Origin of the sequence: Janthinobacterium sp. 64 (assembly GCF_002813325.1) — a bacterium.
Taxonomy (GTDB): Bacteria; Pseudomonadota; Gammaproteobacteria; order Burkholderiales; family Burkholderiaceae_D; genus Janthinobacterium.
On sequence record NZ_PHUG01000001.1, the window covers coordinates 2,658,817 to 2,677,189 of the forward strand.

11 protein-coding genes and 1 tRNA gene are annotated in these 18,373 nt (G+C 64.8%); 3 read left to right on the top strand and 9 right to left on the bottom strand.

The window, feature by feature from the left end; genetic code table 11:
* Position 1: 1 nt before the first annotated feature.
* Together CLU91_RS11680 and CLU91_RS11685 are read left to right on the top strand one after the other, a co-directional pair.
* Entirely contained in the window at positions 2-3,118 is a 3,117-nt protein-coding gene (locus CLU91_RS11680; protein ID WP_100874290.1) for an efflux RND transporter permease subunit, read from the top strand.
* A gap of 131 nt (positions 3,119-3,249) precedes the next feature.
* Positions 3,250-4,221: a hypothetical protein gene (locus CLU91_RS11685; protein ID WP_100874291.1), complete on the top strand. Its 972-nt coding sequence runs from the start codon at positions 3,250-3,252 to the stop codon at positions 4,219-4,221.
* A 51-nt stretch (positions 4,222-4,272) separates the two neighbouring features.
* On the opposite strand, the gene CLU91_RS11690 is transcribed toward CLU91_RS11685, so the two are convergent.
* From CLU91_RS11690 to CLU91_RS11715, 6 genes are all read right to left on the bottom strand, one after another.
* Positions 4,273-5,013, bottom strand: coding sequence for a tetratricopeptide repeat protein (locus CLU91_RS11690; RefSeq protein ID WP_100874292.1), 741 nt, complete (start codon positions 5,011-5,013; stop codon positions 4,273-4,275).
* A 91-nt stretch (positions 5,014-5,104) separates the two neighbouring features.
* Positions 5,105-6,499, bottom strand: coding sequence for an efflux transporter outer membrane subunit (locus CLU91_RS11695; RefSeq protein ID WP_100874293.1), 1,395 nt, complete (start codon positions 6,497-6,499; stop codon positions 5,105-5,107).
* Positions 6,496-7,665: an HlyD family secretion protein gene (locus tag CLU91_RS11700; protein ID WP_232730713.1), complete on the bottom strand. Its 1,170-nt coding sequence runs from the start codon at positions 7,663-7,665 to the stop codon at positions 6,496-6,498. Before CLU91_RS11700 ends, CLU91_RS11695 begins: the two co-directional genes overlap by 4 nt.
* Positions 7,652-9,346, bottom strand: a complete 1,695-nt coding sequence (locus CLU91_RS11705) for an MFS transporter (RefSeq protein ID WP_198521313.1) — start codon at positions 9,344-9,346, stop codon at positions 7,652-7,654. The genes CLU91_RS11700 and CLU91_RS11705 overlap by 14 nt, the downstream gene beginning before the upstream one ends.
* A gap of 207 nt (positions 9,347-9,553) precedes the next feature.
* Complete coding sequence (locus tag CLU91_RS11710) at positions 9,554-11,965, bottom strand: catalase (protein ID WP_100874295.1); 2,412 nt, start codon at positions 11,963-11,965, stop codon at positions 9,554-9,556.
* 249 nt (positions 11,966-12,214) lie between these two features.
* On the bottom strand, positions 12,215-12,568 hold the full coding sequence (locus CLU91_RS11715; protein WP_100874296.1) for a DUF883 family protein: 354 nt from the start codon (positions 12,566-12,568) through the stop codon (positions 12,215-12,217).
* Between the two features lie 331 nt (positions 12,569-12,899).
* On the opposite strand from CLU91_RS11715, the gene CLU91_RS11720 reads away from it, so the two are divergent.
* Positions 12,900-14,300 (top strand): aminotransferase-like domain-containing protein, encoded by a 1,401-nt coding sequence (locus CLU91_RS11720; RefSeq protein WP_100874297.1) that lies wholly within the window; start codon positions 12,900-12,902, stop codon positions 14,298-14,300.
* A 98-nt stretch (positions 14,301-14,398) separates the two neighbouring features.
* Here CLU91_RS11720 and CLU91_RS11725 read toward each other — a convergent pair.
* From CLU91_RS11725 to pepN, 3 genes are all read right to left on the bottom strand, one after another.
* Positions 14,399-14,474, bottom strand: a tRNA-Thr gene (locus tag CLU91_RS11725).
* Positions 14,475-14,590: 116 nt separating this feature from the next.
* Entirely contained in the window at positions 14,591-15,592 is a 1,002-nt protein-coding gene (locus CLU91_RS11730) for a class 1 fructose-bisphosphatase (RefSeq protein ID WP_100874298.1), read from the bottom strand.
* An 86-nt stretch (positions 15,593-15,678) separates the two neighbouring features.
* Entirely contained in the window at positions 15,679-18,333 is a 2,655-nt protein-coding gene (gene pepN, locus CLU91_RS11735; RefSeq protein ID WP_100874299.1) for an aminopeptidase N, read from the bottom strand.
* Positions 18,334-18,373 lie beyond the last annotated feature (40 nt).

Genomic DNA, 18,373 nt, shown 5'->3' on the forward strand with positions numbered 1-18,373 from the left:
CATGAATTTTTCCTCCCTCTCGATCAAGAACCCGATCCCGGCCATCATGCTGTTCGCGCTGCTGACCCTGGCCGGTCTGCTGGCCTACAAGGCCAATCCGGTGCAGGATTTCCCCGACATCGAACTGCCCATCGTCACCGTCAGCGCCGTGCTGCCCGGCGCCGCGCCGGCCCAGCTGGAAACGGAAGTGGCGCGCAAGATCGAAGACTCCGTCGCCACCTTGCAAGGCGTGAAAAACATCTACACCAAAGTGCTCGATGGCGTCGTCACGGTGACCGTCGAATTCATCCTGGAAAAGCAGATCGCCGAAGCCGTCAACGACGTGCGCGACGCCGTCGCCCGCGTGAAAGCGGACATGCCGGCCGAGCTGCGCGACCCCACCGTCACCAAGGCGTCCACCGCCGGCAGGGTCGTGCTGACCTTTATCGCCACGGCGAAACCCGGTGTCGACAATCCGCTCGACTCTCCCGACCTGTCCTGGTTCGTCGACAACACGGTGGCCAAGCGCCTCCTGACCGTGCCCGGCGTGGGCGCCGTCACCCGTGTCGGCGGCGTCTACCGCGAGATCCAGGTGGAACTCGACGAGGCGCGCATGGCTGCCTTGAAAGTGTCGGCGCTCGACGTGTCGCGTCAGCTGCGTCTGGTGCAGCGCGAAGCGCCTGGCGGGCGGGGTGACATCAGCGGCGCCGAGCAATCGGTGCGCACCATCGCCACCGTCAAGACGGCCGATGAACTGTCGCGCGTGGAAGTGCCGCTGCCGGACGGGCGCCATGTGCGCCTGGACCAGGTGGCCACCGTGCGCGACACCATCGCCGAACCGCGCGCGCTGGCCGAACAGGATGGCAAGACGGTCGTCGCTTTCGAGGTGTTCCGCACCAAGGGCGCCAGCGAAGTGGCCGTCGCCAGGGGCGCGCGCGACGCCATCGCCGACCTGCAGAAGGAGAACCCCAACGTGGTGCTGCAGCAGTCGATCGACAATGCCTTCCCCGTCGAGGAAAACTTCGAAGGTTCGATGGAGCTGCTGTACGAAGGCGCGCTGCTGGCCGTGCTGGTGGTGTGGTGGTTCCTGCGCGACTGGCGCGCCACGCTGGTGGCCGCCGCCGCCCTGCCCCTGTCCGTGATGCCCGCTTTCCTCGGCATCTACTGGTTCGGCTACACGCTCAATACCGTCACCCTGCTGTCGCTGGCGCTGGTCGTCGGCGTGCTGGTCGACGACGCCATCGTGGAAATTGAAAACATCGAGCGCCATCTGCGCATGGGCAAATCGCCCATGCAAGCGGCCATGGAAGCGGCCGACGAAATCGGCATGGCGGTGATCGCCACCACCTTCGCGCTGGTGGCCGTGTTCCTGCCGACGGCTTTCATGAGCGGCATCCCCGGCCTGTTCTTCAAGCAGTTCGGCTGGACGGCCGTGCTGGCCGTGCTGGCCTCCCTGGTGGTGGCGCGCCTGCTCACGCCGATGATGGCGGCCTACATCTTGAAACCGCTGCCGCACAAGGAAGAACACGATGGCTGGCTGATGACGCGCTATCTGCACGTGATGCGCTGGTGCCTGAACCACCGCGGCGTCACGGCCATCGCCGCGGCCCTGTTCTTTGTCGGCGCCATCGCGCTGGTGCCGCTGCTGCCGACGGGTTTCGTGCCGGCCGCCGACCGCGCGCAGACGCAAATCAACCTGGAATTGCCGCCCGGTTCCACCCTGGGCGAAACGCAGGCCGTGGCAGCCCTGGCGCGCGATGCGGCCATGCGCACGCCGGGCATCGAGGGCGTCTTCAGTTCGATAGGCGGCGGCTCCAGCGGTGACGCCTTCGCCCCCGGCGCAGCGGCCGAAGCACGCCGCGCCGTGCTGACCCTGACCACCGTGCACCGCACGCAGCGCAAGGAATCGATGGCGGACCTGGAAACGCAGTTGCGCAACAAGCTCGATACCATCCCCGGCGCGCGCTTCACGGTGGGCCCACCCGACACGGGCGTCAAGATGCAGCTGGTGCTGCGTTCGGAAGACCCGGTGGCGTTGATGGCGGCGGCGCAAAAGGTCGAGCGCGAACTGCGCGGCCTGAAGGGCATCGGCAACGTCAATTCCAGCGCCTCGCTGGTGCGCCCGGAAATCATCGTGCGTCCCGATTTTGCCAAGGCGGCCGACCTGGGCGTGACGGCGGCAGCCATCGGCGAGACGGTGCGCGTGGCCACGGCCGGCGACTACGATACGGACCTGACGAAAATGAACCTGCCCGAGCGACAAGTGCCGATCCGCGTCAAGCTGCCCAACAGCGTGCGCGCCGACCTGGCCGCCATCGAGCGCCTGAGCGTGCCCGGCAAGAATGGCCCCGTGCGCCTGGCGAACGTGGCCACGGTGTCGATGGAAAGCGGCCCGGCGCAGATCGACCGCTTGAACCGCAGCCGCAACGTGACCCTCGACGTGGAACTCGGTTCGCGCACCCTCGGCGAATTGAATGAAGAAGCGCGCGCGCTGCCGTCGATGAAGAATCTGCCGCCGTCCGTGAAGATCGCCGAACTGGGCGACGCGCAGGAGATGGCCTCGCTGTTCGCCAGCTTCGGCCTGGCCATGCTGATCGGCGTGCTGTGCATCTACTGCGTGCTGGTGCTGCTGTTCAAGGACTTCATGCAGCCGGTGACCATCCTGGCGGCGCTGCCGCTGTCGATCGGCGGCGCCTTCGTGGCGCTCTTGATCACGGGCAGCGCCCTGTCGATGCCGTCGATGATCGGCCTGATCATGCTGATGGGGATCGTCACCAAGAACTCGATCCTGCTGGTCGACTATGCGATCCTGGCGCGCCAGGCCGGCATGAACCGCTTCGACGCGCTGGTCGACGCCTGCCACAAGCGCAGCCGCCCCATCCTGATGACGACGATCGCCATGGGCGCCGGCATGATGCCGCTGGCGCTGGGCTGGGGTGCCGATCCCAGCTTCCGTTCGCCGATGGCCATTACCGTCATCGGCGGCCTGATCACGTCGACCTTATTGAGCCTCTTGGTGGTACCGGCCGTGTTCACCTATATCGACGACCTCGAGCACCTGCTCAAGCGCGGCATGGCGAAACTGCGCCGCCAGAAGGCCCCGCTGCGCCGCGATGACAGGGCGGCGCTGGAAAAATAAGCGCTGCCATTGTTTGCAAAATCGCCCCCTGCGGGCAAGGAAGCGAAGGACCGGCCGCCAGGCCGCGCTCCCTCGCTTCCATCTATCTGGCATACTGCGCCCATTCTCCATGAACGCAATCTGCCCTGCCTATGAATTACCGCACCCCACTCGTCCTGCTGATGGTATCCGCACTGCTCGGCGCCTGCTCGGAAAAGACCGCCCCAGCCAGCGCCGGCCTGGCAGCTGACGTGGTCACCGAAGTCCCTGCTGCCGCAGCAGACACCGCATCGGCCGAACACGTGCCGCCGCCATCCGCCACCGCACCGAGGACGGAAGCGATGAACACGCCACAGGCGCGCGAGCGCGAAGTGGGCATGATGCGCGCCGTCTTCGGCAAGGACTACCGCAGCGACAGCGACGATGCGCTGGCCGACCTGCCAGATCCCGACAACCACGTCGACAAGCTCAGTTACGTGGTCAGCGCCGTCAGCCACAAGCTGCTGCCCGATGGCAGCGCCATCCTGGTGGCGAATGCGGAAACGGCCAACACGGAAGGCACGGCGGAATCGGCGCATGCCTCGCCGGGACTGTTGAACGTCTTTTTCCTGACCCCCAAGGGCCAGCCGGAAGAAGGCAAGTGGCAAGTCGTGAAACGCCTGGAAAACATCGCTGCCCTGGGCTCGTCGGGGCAACTCGGTGAAGTCCACTGGGTCATGCTGGGCGCGAACAAGCCTGGACTGGCGATCCGCCATGGCTATACGGGCCAGGGTTACACCATCACGCAACTGGCCCTGTTTGAAATCGGCGACGGCAAGGTCAGCTCACTCGACGGTGCCATCGACCTGTATTCGGACAATATGGGCGCCTGCGGGCCTGAAACGGACGAGTGCTGGCTGGTCAAGGGAAACTGGCGCTTCGCGCCGGCGCGCAATGGCGGCGCCTACGACGACTTGCTGATCGATTTCAAGGGCGCCTCTGAAAAGATCAAGCCTGGCGTCACCGTCAAGCCGGACGAAGACCCGCCGCGCATCGCCACGCCCCTGAACGGCCACGCGCGCTATGGCTTCGATGGCAAGGGATATAAATTGGTTGAAGGCAAGAACCCGGTGCCTGGCGTCTAGCAGGACCAGGCCAGGGGTCAGACCCGCCGGGTCTGACCCCACGCAAGCCAGCTACCTGCGCGCCGCCTCCAGGCGCGCCAGCAGCGGCGCATACATCGAGCGCGTATGGCTGCTCCAGCGGGCCATGGCGTTGTCGATATCGAGCAGCAGGCGTTCCGACAACACCTTGTCGCCCTGCTGCAGCGCCCAGATCGCGCACTCGGCGCGGCAGTCGAAGCTGTTGTAGCGCGTCAGCGCGTCGTCGAATTCCGCCTTCGCTTCCACCTGGCGCCCGCTTTGCGCCAGCGCGCGCGCCGTCAGCAGCGACACCATCTCGGGACGAAAATGCATATCCGTGCGGCGAATGAATTCCAGGTGCGTCAGCGCTTCGGCGCCGCGCGCGCATTCCAGGTAGGCGCGTGCCGCACCGAGGCGAATTTCCAGGTCCGATGCAAACGCGCCCTGCAGGCAGGCCTCGTAGGTCGATGCCGCTTCCTGCGCATTGCCCGCTTCGAGCTGCGCGCTGGCCAGGCGCATCTGGTTTTGCGCCGTCGGCGTATACTCGAAGGCGGCCTTCGCCTCGCGCAATTCGCGGTTCGGATCGAGCACCTGCACGGCCACCGAAGCGACCTTGCGCGCGCCTTGCGGCAGGCGCGAATTGGGCAGGTAGATGGCGAAGAAATACACCACGCTGCCCAGCAGCGGGAACATGAATAAAATGAGCAGCCAGTACAGTTGCTGCCCGTTGCGCACCACGTGAATCGCAAAAAATACCGCGATCAGAATGTGTATGCCTATGCCAAAAATCGTCATGCTGCGACCTCGTTCGTGATGGGAGCGGCTGGCACCATGCCGCCGCTTTCCCTGCTCAGAATATTACACTGGCCGCGCCGTGCACACGTGCCTATTGCGTCTTGGCCGACCAGCCGCCGCCCATGGCGCGGTACAGGTCGACGGAAGCGACGAGGATGCGCGTCTTCAGCTGCAGCAGGCCTACATCCGCGCTGTACAGGGTGCGCTGGGCGTCGAGTTCTTCCAGGTACGATGCGTAGCCATTGCGGTAGCGGTTGTGCGCGATGCGCAAGGTGTCCGCCGCCGTGGCGCGGCGCGCGTCGTTTTCCACGGCTTGCTGCCGCAGCCGGTAGATGGCGCCCAGGCTGTTCTCCGTTTCGGCGAAGGCATTCCTCACCACGTTTTCATACGTGTACACCAACTGGTCGCGCTGCGCGCCGGCCGCCTCCGTCTGCGCCTGCACCCGCCCGCCATCGAACAGGGGGCCGGCCGCCAGCGCCGTCAGGCGCCACAGGGCCGTCGGCGCATGCAGGAAATCGGTGAGCGTTGTCGCCTGCCCGCCGCCGACGGCCGTCAGCTTGAACGAGGGCAGCAGCTGGTCGCGCGTGGCGGCCAGGCTGGCGTTGGCGGCCGCCAGGTTGTGTTCCGCGCGCGCGATGTCGGGCCGCCGGCGCAGCAATTCCGACGGCAGGCCTGCCGGCACGCCCGGCGCCGCCAGCTCGGCCAGCGGCAAGCCGCGCGCGATGGGGCCGGGATTGCCGCCGACGAGAATCGCCAGCGCGTTTTCCTGCTCGAATATCTGCCGCTGCAGCTGTGGCACTTGCTCGGCCGCTGCATGGTATTCCGATTGCGCCTGCAGCCATTCCAGCCGCGAGCTGTAGCCCACCTCGAACTGCTTGCGCGCCAGCTCGCGCGACTGTTCGCGCAACTGCAGGGTCGATTGCGTCAGCGCCAGCTGCGCATCGAGTCCGCGCAGATTCAGGTAAGCGGTGGCCACGCTGGCGGCGATCGACAGGGCCGCCGCATCGAGGCTGGCCTGCTCGGCGCGATAGCTCTCGCCGGCCGCATCGCTCAGGCTGGCCAGCCGGCCCCACACGTCGATTTCATAGCTGGCCTGCAGTTCGGCCTGGAAGACGTTCGTCACATACGGCTTGCCGCTCGACGCCAGGGTGCGCGTGCGCGTGGGCGAACCGTCGAAGGCCAGGTTGGGCGCGTGGTTTGCATCGGCCTGCGCCAGGCGCGCGCGGTATTCCTGCACGCGGGCGCGCGCCACGCGCAAGTCGCCGTTGCGCGCCAGCGCCTCGCCCACCAGGTCACTCAAGACCGGATCGCCAAAAGCCTGCCACCACAGCTGCTCGACTTGGGCCTGGGTCGCCGCTGGTGCGCCGATGGCTTGCGCGCGCCAGCCGGACGGCAGCTGCAGTGCCGACGCAGGCTGCGGTGGCGCGTTGGCGGCGCAGCCTGCCAGCGCCAGCGCGGCGGCCATCAGCAATAAACGGTGCTTCATGGCCTGGCCTTCTTCGGCGCAGGCGGCGGCGCGGGATTGTCCGCCGAGTCGTTCAGCACGGCGGAGGTGTCGACGCTGACCACCACCGACATGCCGGGCACGAGCCGGCGCGCATTCGCCTGGCCCGCATCGATGCGGATGCGCACGGGAATGCGCTGGGCGATTTTGAGGTAATTGCCCGTCGCGTTATCGGCCGGCAGCACGGAAAATTCGGAACCGGTGGCCGGCGAAATGCGCTCCACCTGGCCCGTCAGCACGGCGCCGTCAAGCGCGTCGACGTGGAAGGTGGCGCTCTGCCCTTCCTGCACGCCGTTCATCTGCGTTTCCTTGAAATTGGCGATCACCCACATCTGGCGCGGCACCAGCGCCATCAGCTGCGCGCCCGAATTCACGTACGCGCCCTGGCGCACCGTCACCTGGCCCAGCTGGCCATCGGATGGCGCCACGATGCGCGTGTTATCGAGGTCGATCTTCGCCGCCTTGACGGCCGCCTGCGCATTCGCCACGGCCGCTTCCAGCGACAGCTTGTTGACCACAACGGAATGCGCGCTTTGCTGGGCGATGTCGAGGTTGGCCCGGGCCTGCGCCAGCGCTGCCGCCATCTGCGCCTGCGCGGCGCGCGACTGGTCGTGTTCGCGCTGCGACAGCGAACCATCGGCCACCAGCTGCTCCACGCGATTCAAATCGGCGCTGGCCTTGCGCGCCTGCGCTTCCGCATTCGCCATCACGGCCTGGCTGACGGCGATGCCCGCTTCAGCGCTGGCCTTCTGCTGCGCCCAGTTCGACAGCGCCGCCTGCTGCGCGGCCAGCTGCGCCTGCGCCTGCTCGTAGCGCTGCTGGTAGATGCGGTCGTCGATGCGCACCAGCAGCTGGCCCTCCTTGACGTCCATGAAATCCTGCACCGTCACTTCCACCACATAGCCCGACAGCTGCGTGCCGATGATGGTCACCTGCCCGCGCACGGTGGCGTTTTCCGTCGTCACGATGGGACTCGTGAACGGCGGCAGCCGCCACGCGTACAGCACGATCAGCACGCCCACCAGGGCCACGGCGGCAAAGGCCAGCGCGGACAGCCACTGGTGGCGCCGGTCCGGCTGCGCCATGGAAGGGGCGGCAGGTGCGGGTGCGGTGGGCGGTACTGGTGGCGGCGTATTATTTTCTGTCATTGCTCGGTTCCGAATTGGTAAGGGGGACGATGGCCATGGCCGTCTGCGCATCGCGCACGGGGCCGGCCAGGCGGCGCGCGCCGGTGGTGATGCGGGTCCAGGACTGGCTGACCAGCATCCAGATCAGGGTGGCGATGGCGACGCCTGCGATCATCAAAAAAACGTCGTTGTAGGCCAGCACATTGGCTTCGCGCGTGGCGATGGCGCCCAGGCGCGCCACGCCCTGGGCGCTGCGCAAGGCCGGATCCGTCAGCACGCCGCCATAGCTTGCGGCGCCCGACTGCACGCGCGCGGCCACCTGCGGATCGAGCATGGTGAGATGCTCGACCAGGTAGCTGGAATGGTATTTTTCGCGCGCCGTCTGGATGGTGCCGACGATGGCCGAACCAAGCAAACCACCCAGGTTCTGCGTCATGGTAAACATCACGGAAAAACTCACCAGGTTGCGCGGTTCGGCGATCACGGCGCCCATGCCGGCCACCATGGTGGGACCGAGGAAATACGTGCCGCCAAAGGCCAGCAGGAACTGGCTCACATACATGTTGACGGGCCGCGTCTGGCTGGTGGCGTGCGCGTCGATCAGGGCACCAAAGGCGATCAGCAGCAGCGCGAACATCAGCGAGCGGTTCAGGGTGGCCGGATTGATCGTCAGCGCGCTGACCACCAGCCCTGCCACGCTGCCCAGCAGGACCACGATGAACAGGTTCTGCATCTGGTCCGTGTTCAGGCCCAGCGCCTGCAAAAAGCCCACGGCGCCCGTCGATTCAGACAGCACGATGCGAAACAGCAGCACCGATAAAAACAGCTTGGCGATCTTGCCCGTGGTGAGCCAGCGCGTGTTGAGCAGCGGGCGCGCGCGGTTATGTTCGATGGCCAGCGAGGCGGCGATCAGCACGATGGAGCAGGCCAGGCACACGCCGACCCATTCGGACTCCATCCACCACGCCGTGCGCCCCTGCGCCAGCACGGCGCACAGCAGGGCCACGCCGGGCGCGAACAGGATGAAAGTAAGAAAGTCGAGCGGCTCGAACGTCTGCACGCGGTCGCCCGGAGGCAGTTTCAGGGCCAGCACGCAACCCAGCGCCAGCAGCGCCAGTCCCAGCTCGAACAGGTACAGGCCGTGCCACTCGCCGATCTGCAGCAGTTCGGAAGTGAAGATGCGCGCCAGCGGCAGCGCCAGCTGGGCAAAGCCCAGGCCCAGCACCACGCCCTTCAGGCGGTGGCGCGCGGGAAACGCCTGCAGGGTGTAGTACAGGCCCAGCACGCCCAGCGCGCCGCCCACCATGCCATGCGCGGCGCGCACGGCGATCGCCGACGGCAAGGTATTCGCGTACAAGTGGGCGAAGGTGACGAGCGCATACAGCACCAGGAACGCTTCCGTGAACAGGCGCAGGCCGAACTGCTGGCGGAACTTCACCAGCAGCAGATTCATGGAGACGATGGTCATCACATAGGCGGCCGGCAGCCACTGCATCTGGTAGGCATAGGCGGCCAGCGAACCTTGCAGGTTCAGCAAATTGGCCGTCACCAGCCCGTTGCCCAGTCCCCCTGTCAGCGCGACGATCAGGCCGACGATGAAATACGCGACACGCTTGGGCGTCGAATGTTCGGGCATCGATGGCGACCCGGGCAAGGTCGGGCGTTCGCCCGGCCCCCAGGTGCGAGGTGTGTACTTGTCCATGCGGTAATCGCGATCCGGTTTGCTGAAGCCGTTCCTTGCTGCCGTTCTGCTTCCTTCAAGCAAATAGTTGCAAATGAACAGTTCTAGTCAGCAGCATATCACCGCAGGACGTTTTTATTGTTTACATTGTTGCATGGCGTTGCGCCTGCGGCGCAAACAGGGTAGGCAACGGGGCCGGCGGCGCCGGCCCTGTGCTGATGCCGCCAATCACACCCTGGGCGGATCCGTCTCGCGCGCAAACGCCCGGTGCGCGGCCAGCGCCTTTTTAAAGGCCGCCACGGCTTTCACCAGGTCGCCGGACGGCGCGACGATGATGGCGGGATCGGGCTGGCCATCGGGCAGGGTCGCCGGCACACCAGCCTTGTCCAGCAAGTCCTTGCCCGCGCCGATGGCCAGCATCGGCTTGCAGTGCCGGTATTGCAGGCGCAGGAAGTCGAGCGCGTTGGCGTCCTCGCCCAGTTGCTGCACGGCGCCCTGGCCGTCCGGCACCACGACGGCGTCGAACAGCACGGACGGTCCCGCTTCGAGCGAGATTTCCACGTCGAGCGGCGCGCCGCCGCTCGTATCGACTTTCCCCAGGTGGCTGCCCACCAGGCGCGGTACGGCGCCATCGGCCAGCAGCGCGGCATAGATATTGCGCACCTGCGCGCCATCGTTGCCCGGCCCCACCAGGATGGCCACGCGCAGGGTATGGATGCCCGTCTTTCCGGGGCGGAAAAACAGCGACAGGGCCGGCGATGGCGGATAACTGGGCACGGGCAGCGACGGGTTGGCAGGCATGGCCGGCGGCAGCGCCAGGCCCAGGCCATCGGCCAGGCGTTGCGCCAGCGTCTCGTCGACGTTGCGCAGCATGGCGACGATGCGCTGGCGGATCGCCACCGTTTGCACCTTGCTCAGTTCAAAGCGGAATGCATGCACGATATGGTCTTGTTCGACCGGCGTCTGGCTGATCCAGAACAAACGCGCCTGGGCATAATGCTCGGCGAATTTCTCGGGCTTGCCGCGCACCTTGTCGCCCTCGGCGGAAGCGGGAAAACTGTTGAAACCCTTCGCGCCCGCCTGGAACGGACAGCCGCCCGCCAGCGAGTTCGGTTCGTACGCGACCCGGCCCCGGTTGATGGCCTGGCGGTGCATGCCGTCGCGCTGGTTGTTGTGCACGGGCGCCAGCGGCGCATTGATGGGAATTTCGTGGAAATTGGGGCCGCCCAGGCGCGTCAGCTGGGTATCGACATAGGAATGGATGCGTCCCTGCAGCAGCGGGTCATTGCTGAAATCGATGCCGGGCACGATGTGCGCCGTGCAAAAGGCCACCTGCTCCGTCTCGGCGAAAAAATTGTCCGGGTTGCGGTTCAAGACCATTTTCCCGACGGGGATGAGCGGGACGACTTCTTCGGGAATCAGCTTGGTGGGGTCGAGCACGTCGAAGGGGAACGCTTCCGCCTGCGCTTCCGTGAAGACCTGGAACGACAGCTCGTATTCCGGGTATTCTCCGCACTCGATGGATTCCCACAGGTCGCGCCGGTGGAAGTCGGAATCGGCGCCGCTGATCTTGACGGCTTCGTCCCACACGAGCGAATGCGTGCCGGCCATCGGCGACCAGTGGAATTTGCAGAACACGGACTGGCCCTTGGCATTGACGAGCCGGAAGGTGTGCACGCCGAAGCCCTGCATCATCCGATAACTGCGCGGGATGGCGCGGTCAGACATGACCCACATCAGCATGTGCGTGATTTCCGGCGACAGCGAGGCGAAGTCCCAGAAGGTGTCGTGCGCGCTGGCCGCCTGCGGCATGCCATGGTGCGGCTCGGGCTTGACGGCATGGACCACGTCGGGGAACTTCATCGCGTCCTGGATGAAGAAGACGGGGATGTTATTGCCCACCAAATCCCAGTTGCCCTCGTCCGTATAAAACTTCACGGCAAAGCCGCGCACGTCGCGCGCCGTATCGGTGGAACCGCGTTCGCCGGCCACCGTGGAAAAGCGCACGAAGACGGGCGTGCGCTTGCCCGCCTTGGCGAACGGCGCGGCGCGTGTATGCTTGCTTTGCTCCTTGTAGCATTCGAAGTAACCGTGGGCGGCCGAACCGCGCGCATGCACGACTCTCTCGGGGATGCGTTCATGGTCGAAATGCGTGAGCTTTTCACGCAAGATAAAATCTTCCATCAGGGTGGGGCCGCGCAAGCCCGCCTTCAGCGAATTCTGGTTGTCGCCCACGGGCACGCCCTGGTTGGTCGTCAGCACGCAGCCGCGGTCGTCGCTGCGGGCGCCATCGAGCGAGGCGTTACGCGCGTTCTCGCCCAGCGCGGGCTGGCCAGCGCCCGTCTTCGGAGAAGGTAGCGTTTCGCCCGCGGTGCTGGCCGTGGCCAGCGGCTCGCCCGTTGCCACATGCACGCCTTCGGGCGGCGTGCGCGCCGCCTCGCCGTACTGGCCATCTTCCTTGGGATTGACGGCCATGGCGGCGGCCAACTGCTGGCTGGCGGCCGTCTTTTGCAGCAGCGCGCGGGTCACGTCATTGTCCGCGCCCAGGCTGTGCGGCGCATTGCTGTCGGATGGTCCGGACATGCTGCTCATGACGGAGCCAGCACCGTCCGTGGACGGCGTTTTCTTGTTGGTAGCCATTACGTCTCCTGTGAGTAGTTTGCCCCGGGAGAACGCTACAACTCCCTCATTCAGCGCACGAACAGGGCAATCAAAATAATGATGGGAATAGGTACACCGATCAACCACAACAAAATGGAGCGCATCATCACTCTCCTTTACTGCTTGATACTGCCTTGTGCGCGCGGGCGCCGGTTCGCCCCGCCATGACGGCGAAGGGAACAGCGCCCGCGACAAAACCTTCCAGGAAGGCGCGAAGCTTATTTACGCTTATTTACGCGAACCCAGCAGTTTCGACAGGCCATAACCGGCTGCCGCCGCAATCAGCAGCGACATGGCAGGACGCTCGCGCACATAGCCGCGCCCCGTTTCGCCGGCGCGCTGGCAGGCGACGCCCAATTGCTTGCCGCGCGCCATCAGGCGTTCGGAAGCCTTGCTGACGGTATCGCTGACCTGCTCGATGCGCTCGCCCACCTGGTCCACGCCGTCATGGGCGCGCGTGGCGACCTTGTCGGCCAGGGGCTGGGCCTGGCTTGCCACTTTGTCGATGGTGCGGTGCAAGTCCTGGCGGGTATCCTGGGTGGTGCCGTTCATCTCGGAGCTGGTTTTTTCAATCGCGTTCATGATGGTTTCCTTTAACAGTGAATCATTTCAACCATGCTCGATGCCGTGACCGAATCATGATTGTCCTCGCTTCGGGGAAAAAGAAGCGGCTAAACGCTGCCGGGCTGAGCCATATCAAATACGGGATCAGCAGCAAGCTGTTGGCACTACCTTAACCGCCCCCGCCGTGCGCCACCGTGCGCTGCCACACCTTGAAGCCAGACTTAAATGCCTGATAGAAATAACAATCTCCGCCGGCTTGGCGGGGCCAGCGGGGAATCCAAATATGTATGGATTTTTAAGGGGATTTTCCGCATAATTGCCAGAGGCAATATCCATACATATAAACAGAATGTCCAAATCAAAAGCCATACAAGAAGATAGCCAGGCCAGTGCGTGGATCACGCCCTTCGTACAGCACGGCGGTCCGCGCTACCTGCAGATTGCCGACATGCTCGAGCGCGCGCTGTCCGACGGCAGCCTGCGCCCTGGCGACCGCTTGCCGCCACAGCGCCGTCTGGCCGCGCTGTTCCAGATCGACCTGACGACGGTGACGCGCGCCTATGACGAAGCCAAGCGCCGCAATCTGCTGGAGGGGCATGGCGCGCGCGGCACCTATGTGGCCGCGCCAAAAGTGGAATTGACGCAGATGATGGACCTGAGCATGAACATCCCGCCACCTCCCGCAGGCGTGGATTTCGACGACCTGCTGAAACAGGGCGTGGCGCAGGTGCTGATGCGCACGGACAGCGATCTGTTGATGAGTTATCACCTGGGCGGCGGCGGCAAGGCCGACCGTGCGGCGGGCGCCGTCTGGCTCGCGCCCATGTTCGACCACGTCGAGGCGGAGCAGGTGGTGGCCTGCCCTGGCGCGCAGGCGGCGCTGGCAGCGCTGATATTGACCCTGAGCCGGCCCGGCGACAGCATATTGACGGAGCCAGCCGTGTATCCGGGCTTGCGCTCGGCAGCGGGACAGCTCAATCGCAAGACCATCGTCGTGGAAACGGACGCGGACGGCATGCTGCCCGATGCGCTGGAAAAAGCCGGCCGCAAGCACCGTGCGCGCCTGGTCTACCTGAATCCCACCCTGCAAAACCCCACCGCACACACCATGCCGGCCGCGCGGCGCCTGGCCATCACACAGGTGGCCATACGCTGCGGCATGCACATCATCGAGGACGACCCGTACTGGCTGCTGGCCTCCGACGCGCCGCCGCCGCTGGCCCATTACGCGCCGGGCAACGTGTCGTATATCGCCACCCTGTCGAAATGCCTGGCGCCCGGTTTGCGCATGGCCTACGCGCTGGTGCCCGACGCGCAGCTGCGCGAGCGCTTCGTGCAAGCCCTGCGCGCGTTTTCCCTGATGGCCACGCCGCTGACGACGGCGCTGGCGACGCAATGGATACACGACGGCTCCGCGCAGGCACTGCTGGCGGGCGTGCGCAGCGAAGCCGATGCGCGCCAGGACGTCATCCGCACGATGTTGACGGGCACCAGCCACCCGCGCAGCGACGGCATCCACGTCTGGTTTTCACTACCCAGCTACTGGACCTCGCGCGAACTGGCCGCCACCGCCCGCGCCCAGGGCGTGGCCGTCACGGCCTCGGACGCCTTCCACGCCAGCAAACCACCGAACGCCATCCGCATCTCCCTGGGCAGCATCCGCGACCGCGCGCGCCTGGCCAACGCCTTGAAAAAACTGTCGCTGCTGCTGGCGCACAAGCCGGTGCTGCACCAGGAGTTCGTCATTTAGGCGGTAGATGAGCGCGTCGGTGCAGGCTGGCGGGGAACAACGCTTCAGACGAAAAAAAACCACCGTTTGTGCGGTGGTTTTTTTCTACTGCGAATACTTGGTGCCGTTGGCCGGAATCGAACTGGCGACCTTCACATTACGAATGTGCTGCTCTACCAACTGAGCTACAACGGCGAAGACCCACATTCTACAAACAATGCACAAAATTTGCTAGTGTCAACGCGAACTTTTTTGCATTTTTTTCGCGGCCCGGCTGAGGGCCGCGAAAAATCGTGGAAAAGTGCGGCTTTTTACTCTGCGTGGTAGGCCGTCACACGGGCCACTTCTTCTTTCGAGCCGAGGAACACGGGCACGCGCTGGTGCAGCTTGTGCGGGGCGATGTCCATGATGCGCTGCTGGCCGTCGGTGGCGGCGCCGCCGGCTTGCTCGACGATGAAGGCCATCGGGTTCGCTTCGTACATCAGGCGCAGCTTGCCCGGCATCGAGGTGTCGCGCAGGTCGGCCGGGTACATGAAGATGCCGCCGCGGTTCAGGATGCGGTGCACGTCAGCTACCATCGAAGCGATCCAGCGCATGTTGAAATTGGTGCCGCGTGGGCCCGTGTCGCCGGCCAGCAGTTCGTCGACATAGCGTTTCACGGGCGGATGCCAGTGGCGCGCGTTCGACATGTTGATGGCGAATTCCTTCGTCGTCGGCGGAATCTGCATATTGCTTTGCGTGAGGACCCACGAACCCATTTCGCGGTCCAGGGTAAAGCAGTTCACGCCATTACCGAAGGTCAGCACCAGCATGGTTTGAGGGCCGTACACGGCGTAGCCGGCGGCGACCTGCTTGCTGCCCGCCTGCATGAAGTCCTGCTCGGTCGGCTGGCCCATGCCCTCCGGCGCTTTCAGTACCGAGAAGATGGTGCCGATCGAGACGTTGACGTCGATATTCGACGAGCCATCGAGTGGGTCGAACAGCAGCATGTATTCGCCCTTCGGATAGCGGTTCGGGATCGGGTGGATCGATTCCATTTCTTCCGACGCCATGGCCGCCAGGTGGCCGCCCCATTCGTTCGCTTCGAGCAGGATCTCGTTGGAGATGATGTCGAGTTTTTTCTGCACTTCGCCCTGCACGTTTTCCGTGTCGGCCGTGCCCAGCACTTCACCGAGGGCACCCTTGCCGACGGCGTGGCTGATGGTCTTGCAGGCGCGCGCGACGACTTCGATCAGCAGGCGCAGCTCGGCCGGGATGCTGTTGTTCGAGCGCTGCTCTTCAACCAGGTATTGCGTAAGACTGATGCGTTTCATGACTTCCCTTTTTGTTTTAATGGTGTTTCTTTGCTTAACCCAAAGGCAAAAGCTGGGGGTCAGACCCGGCGGGTCTGACCCCTGAATTAGTTCGCGAGTGCCTTGCTGACCACTTCCATCACGTCATTCGACAGGCTGGCCTGGCCGGCGACTTGTTCCAGCGCGTCGCGCATGTGGCTTTGCAGTGCGGGCACGTAACGGCGCCAGCGGTCCATCGAGCGCGCCAGGCGGGCGGCCACCTGCGGGTTCAGGGCGTCGAGCGCGATGACTTGCTCGGCCCAGAAGGCGTAGCCGCTGCCATCGGCCGCATGGAACTGCGATGGATTGCCGTTGGTGAAATTGAAGATCAGGCTGCGCGCGCGGTTCGGATTTTTCAAGGTGAAGGCCGGGTGCGTCATCAACTGGCGCACGGCTTGCACATCGGTCGTTGGCGCGGCCGCCTGCATGGCGAACCACTTGTCGACCACCAGCGCTTCGTTCTCGAAATCGGTATAGAAGCTGGTCAGCGCCGCCTGCGCATGCGGCTGCGAGCCGGAATGAATCAGCGCGGCCAGCGCCGCGGCGCGGTCGGTCATGTTGCCGGCATTGTCGAACTGCAGCCGCGCCAGGTCCAGCTCCGCCGCCCCGGGCGCGATCAACAGATACGACAGGGCCAGGTTTTTCAGTGCCCGCTTGCCGGCCGACAGGGCGTCGGGGCTGTATTCGCCCGGCGTCTGGTTGGCGTGGTACTGCGCCAGCAATTCGGGCTTCAAGGCTGCCGCGATGGTGGTGCGCATGAACTGGCGCGCCGCGTGGATCGCTTGCGGGTCGACTTGCGCCATGCGCTCGGCGATGATGGTTTCCGACGGCAGGATCAGGGCCAGCTCGCGGAAGGCGGGATCGAGCGTGTCATCGGCCAGCAAGGCGCGCTGCGCGGCGATGAAGGTGTCGTCCAGCGCCAGGGCCGCGCCGCTGCTGACGGCATTGGCCAATTTCAGCAAGCGTTCCATGGCCAGGCGCTGACCCGCTTCCCAGCGGTTGACCGGGTCGCTGTCATGGCGGAACAGGTGCAGCAGCTCGGCATCCGTATAGCCATATTCGAGCACCACGGGCGCGGAAAAGTCGCGCAGCAGCGATGGCACGGGCACTTCCATCACATTCGTAAAACGGAAAGTTTGTGACGCCTCGGTCAGTTCCAGCACGACGCTGGTGGCGCCATTCGATGCCACGCCGTCCACATGCAGCGGCAGGTCGCGGCCATCGGCAGCCAGCAAGCCGACGGTGACGGGGATGTGGAATGGCAGTTTTTTCGGCTGGTCCGGCGTGGCGGGGCAGCTTTGCGCCAGCGTCAGTTCAAACGTCCGGCTGTCCGCGTCGTAGCGCGTGGAAGCGCTGACGATGGGCGTGCCGGCCTGGCTGTACCAGCGCTCGAACTGGGTGAAATCGCGGCCATTCGCGTCCGCCATGGCGGCGCGGAAGTCGTCGCACTGCACGGCCTGGCCATCATGGCGTTCAAAATACAAGTCCATGCCCTTGCGGAAACCGTCGCGGCCCACCAGGGTCTGGTACATGCGCACCACTTCGGCGCCTTTTTCGTAAATGGTGACCGTATAAAAGTTATTGATCTCGACGAAGGAATCGGGACGCACGGGATGGGCCATCGGACCCGCGTCTTCGGGGAATTGCGCCTGGCGCAAGGTGCGCACCTGGTCGATGCGCGTGACGGCGCGGCCCGTGTCCGTGCCGATCATGTCGGCCGAGAATTCCTGGTCGCGAAATACCGTCAAGCCTTCCTTCAGCGACAGCTGGAACCAGTCGCGGCAAGTGACGCGGTTGCCCGTCCAGTTATGGAAGTACTCGTGGCCCACCACCGCTTCGATGCCCGCGTAATCGACGTCGGTCGCCACGCGCGAATTGGCCAGCACATACTTGGTGTTGAAAATATTCAGGCCCTTGTTTTCCATGGCGCCCATGTTGAAGTCGCCCACGGCAACGATCATGAAACGGTCCAGGTCCAGCTCCAGGCCGAAGCGCTCCTCGTCCCAGCGGATCGAGTTTTTCAGCGACTGCATGGCGTAGTCGGTTTTATCGAGGTTGCCCTCTTCCACCCATACCTGCAGCAGCACTTCGCGGCCCGACTTCAGGGTGTAGCGCTCTTCCTGGCACACCAGGCGCGCGGCGACCAGCGCGAACAGGTAGGACGGCTTCTTGAACGGGTCTTCCCACTTGGCGTAATGGCGGCCGTCGCCGAGGTCGCCCTCCTCGATCAGGTTGCCATTCGATAGCAGCACCGGATAGTGTTCCTTGTCGGCGCGCAGCATGACCGTGTATTTGGCCATCACGTCCGGGCGGTCCGGGAAGAAGGTGATGCGGCGGAAGCCTTCCGCTTCGCACTGCGTGAAGAAGTTATGGTTCGATACATACAGGCCGGACAGCGAGGTGTTGTCCTGTGGCGCCAGCACGGTCTCGATCTCGAGCAGCACGTCGTCCGGCGCCTTGGGAATGGTCAGCATGCCGGCCGTCAGCTTGTATTGCGACGGTTTCAGCAGCTTGCCATTCAGGCGCACCAGCACCAGTTCGATGTGTTCGCCGTGCAATTCGATGCTGCGGCTGGTGCTGGCGGGGTTGTGGCGCATGTGGATCCGGCTCGCCACCACTGTGCGGGCGGGATCAAGATCGAAACCAAGTTCGACGCTGTCGACCAGGAAGCTGGGCGGCGTGTAATCTTTGCGGTAAATCGTCTGAGGGCTGTCTGTGCGCATAGGGATTGGGGTGGGAGCGGAGGCAAAAGCCTATTTTACC

Coding starts and splice junctions, on each gene's coding strand:
- pepN (WP_100874299.1), bottom strand. CDS start 18,333: ATGCGCACAGACAGCCCTCAGACGATTTACCGCAAAGATTACACGCCG.
- CLU91_RS11705 (WP_198521313.1), bottom strand. CDS start 9,346: ATGGACAAGTACACACCTCGCACCTGGGGGCCGGGCGAACGCCCGACC.
- CLU91_RS11720 (WP_100874297.1), top strand. CDS start 12,900: ATGTCCAAATCAAAAGCCATACAAGAAGATAGCCAGGCCAGTGCGTGG.
- CLU91_RS11710 (WP_100874295.1), bottom strand. CDS start 11,965: ATGGCTACCAACAAGAAAACGCCGTCCACGGACGGTGCTGGCTCCGTC.
- CLU91_RS11715 (WP_100874296.1), bottom strand. CDS start 12,568: ATGAACGCGATTGAAAAAACCAGCTCCGAGATGAACGGCACCACCCAG.
- CLU91_RS11730 (WP_100874298.1), bottom strand. CDS start 15,592: ATGAAACGCATCAGTCTTACGCAATACCTGGTTGAAGAGCAGCGCTCG.
- CLU91_RS11680 (WP_100874290.1), top strand. CDS start 2: ATGAATTTTTCCTCCCTCTCGATCAAGAACCCGATCCCGGCCATCATG.
- CLU91_RS11685 (WP_100874291.1), top strand. CDS start 3,250: ATGAATTACCGCACCCCACTCGTCCTGCTGATGGTATCCGCACTGCTC.
- CLU91_RS11695 (WP_100874293.1), bottom strand. CDS start 6,499: ATGAAGCACCGTTTATTGCTGATGGCCGCCGCGCTGGCGCTGGCAGGC.
- CLU91_RS11690 (WP_100874292.1), bottom strand. CDS start 5,013: ATGACGATTTTTGGCATAGGCATACACATTCTGATCGCGGTATTTTTT.
- CLU91_RS11700 (WP_232730713.1), bottom strand. CDS start 7,665: ATGACAGAAAATAATACGCCGCCACCAGTACCGCCCACCGCACCCGCA.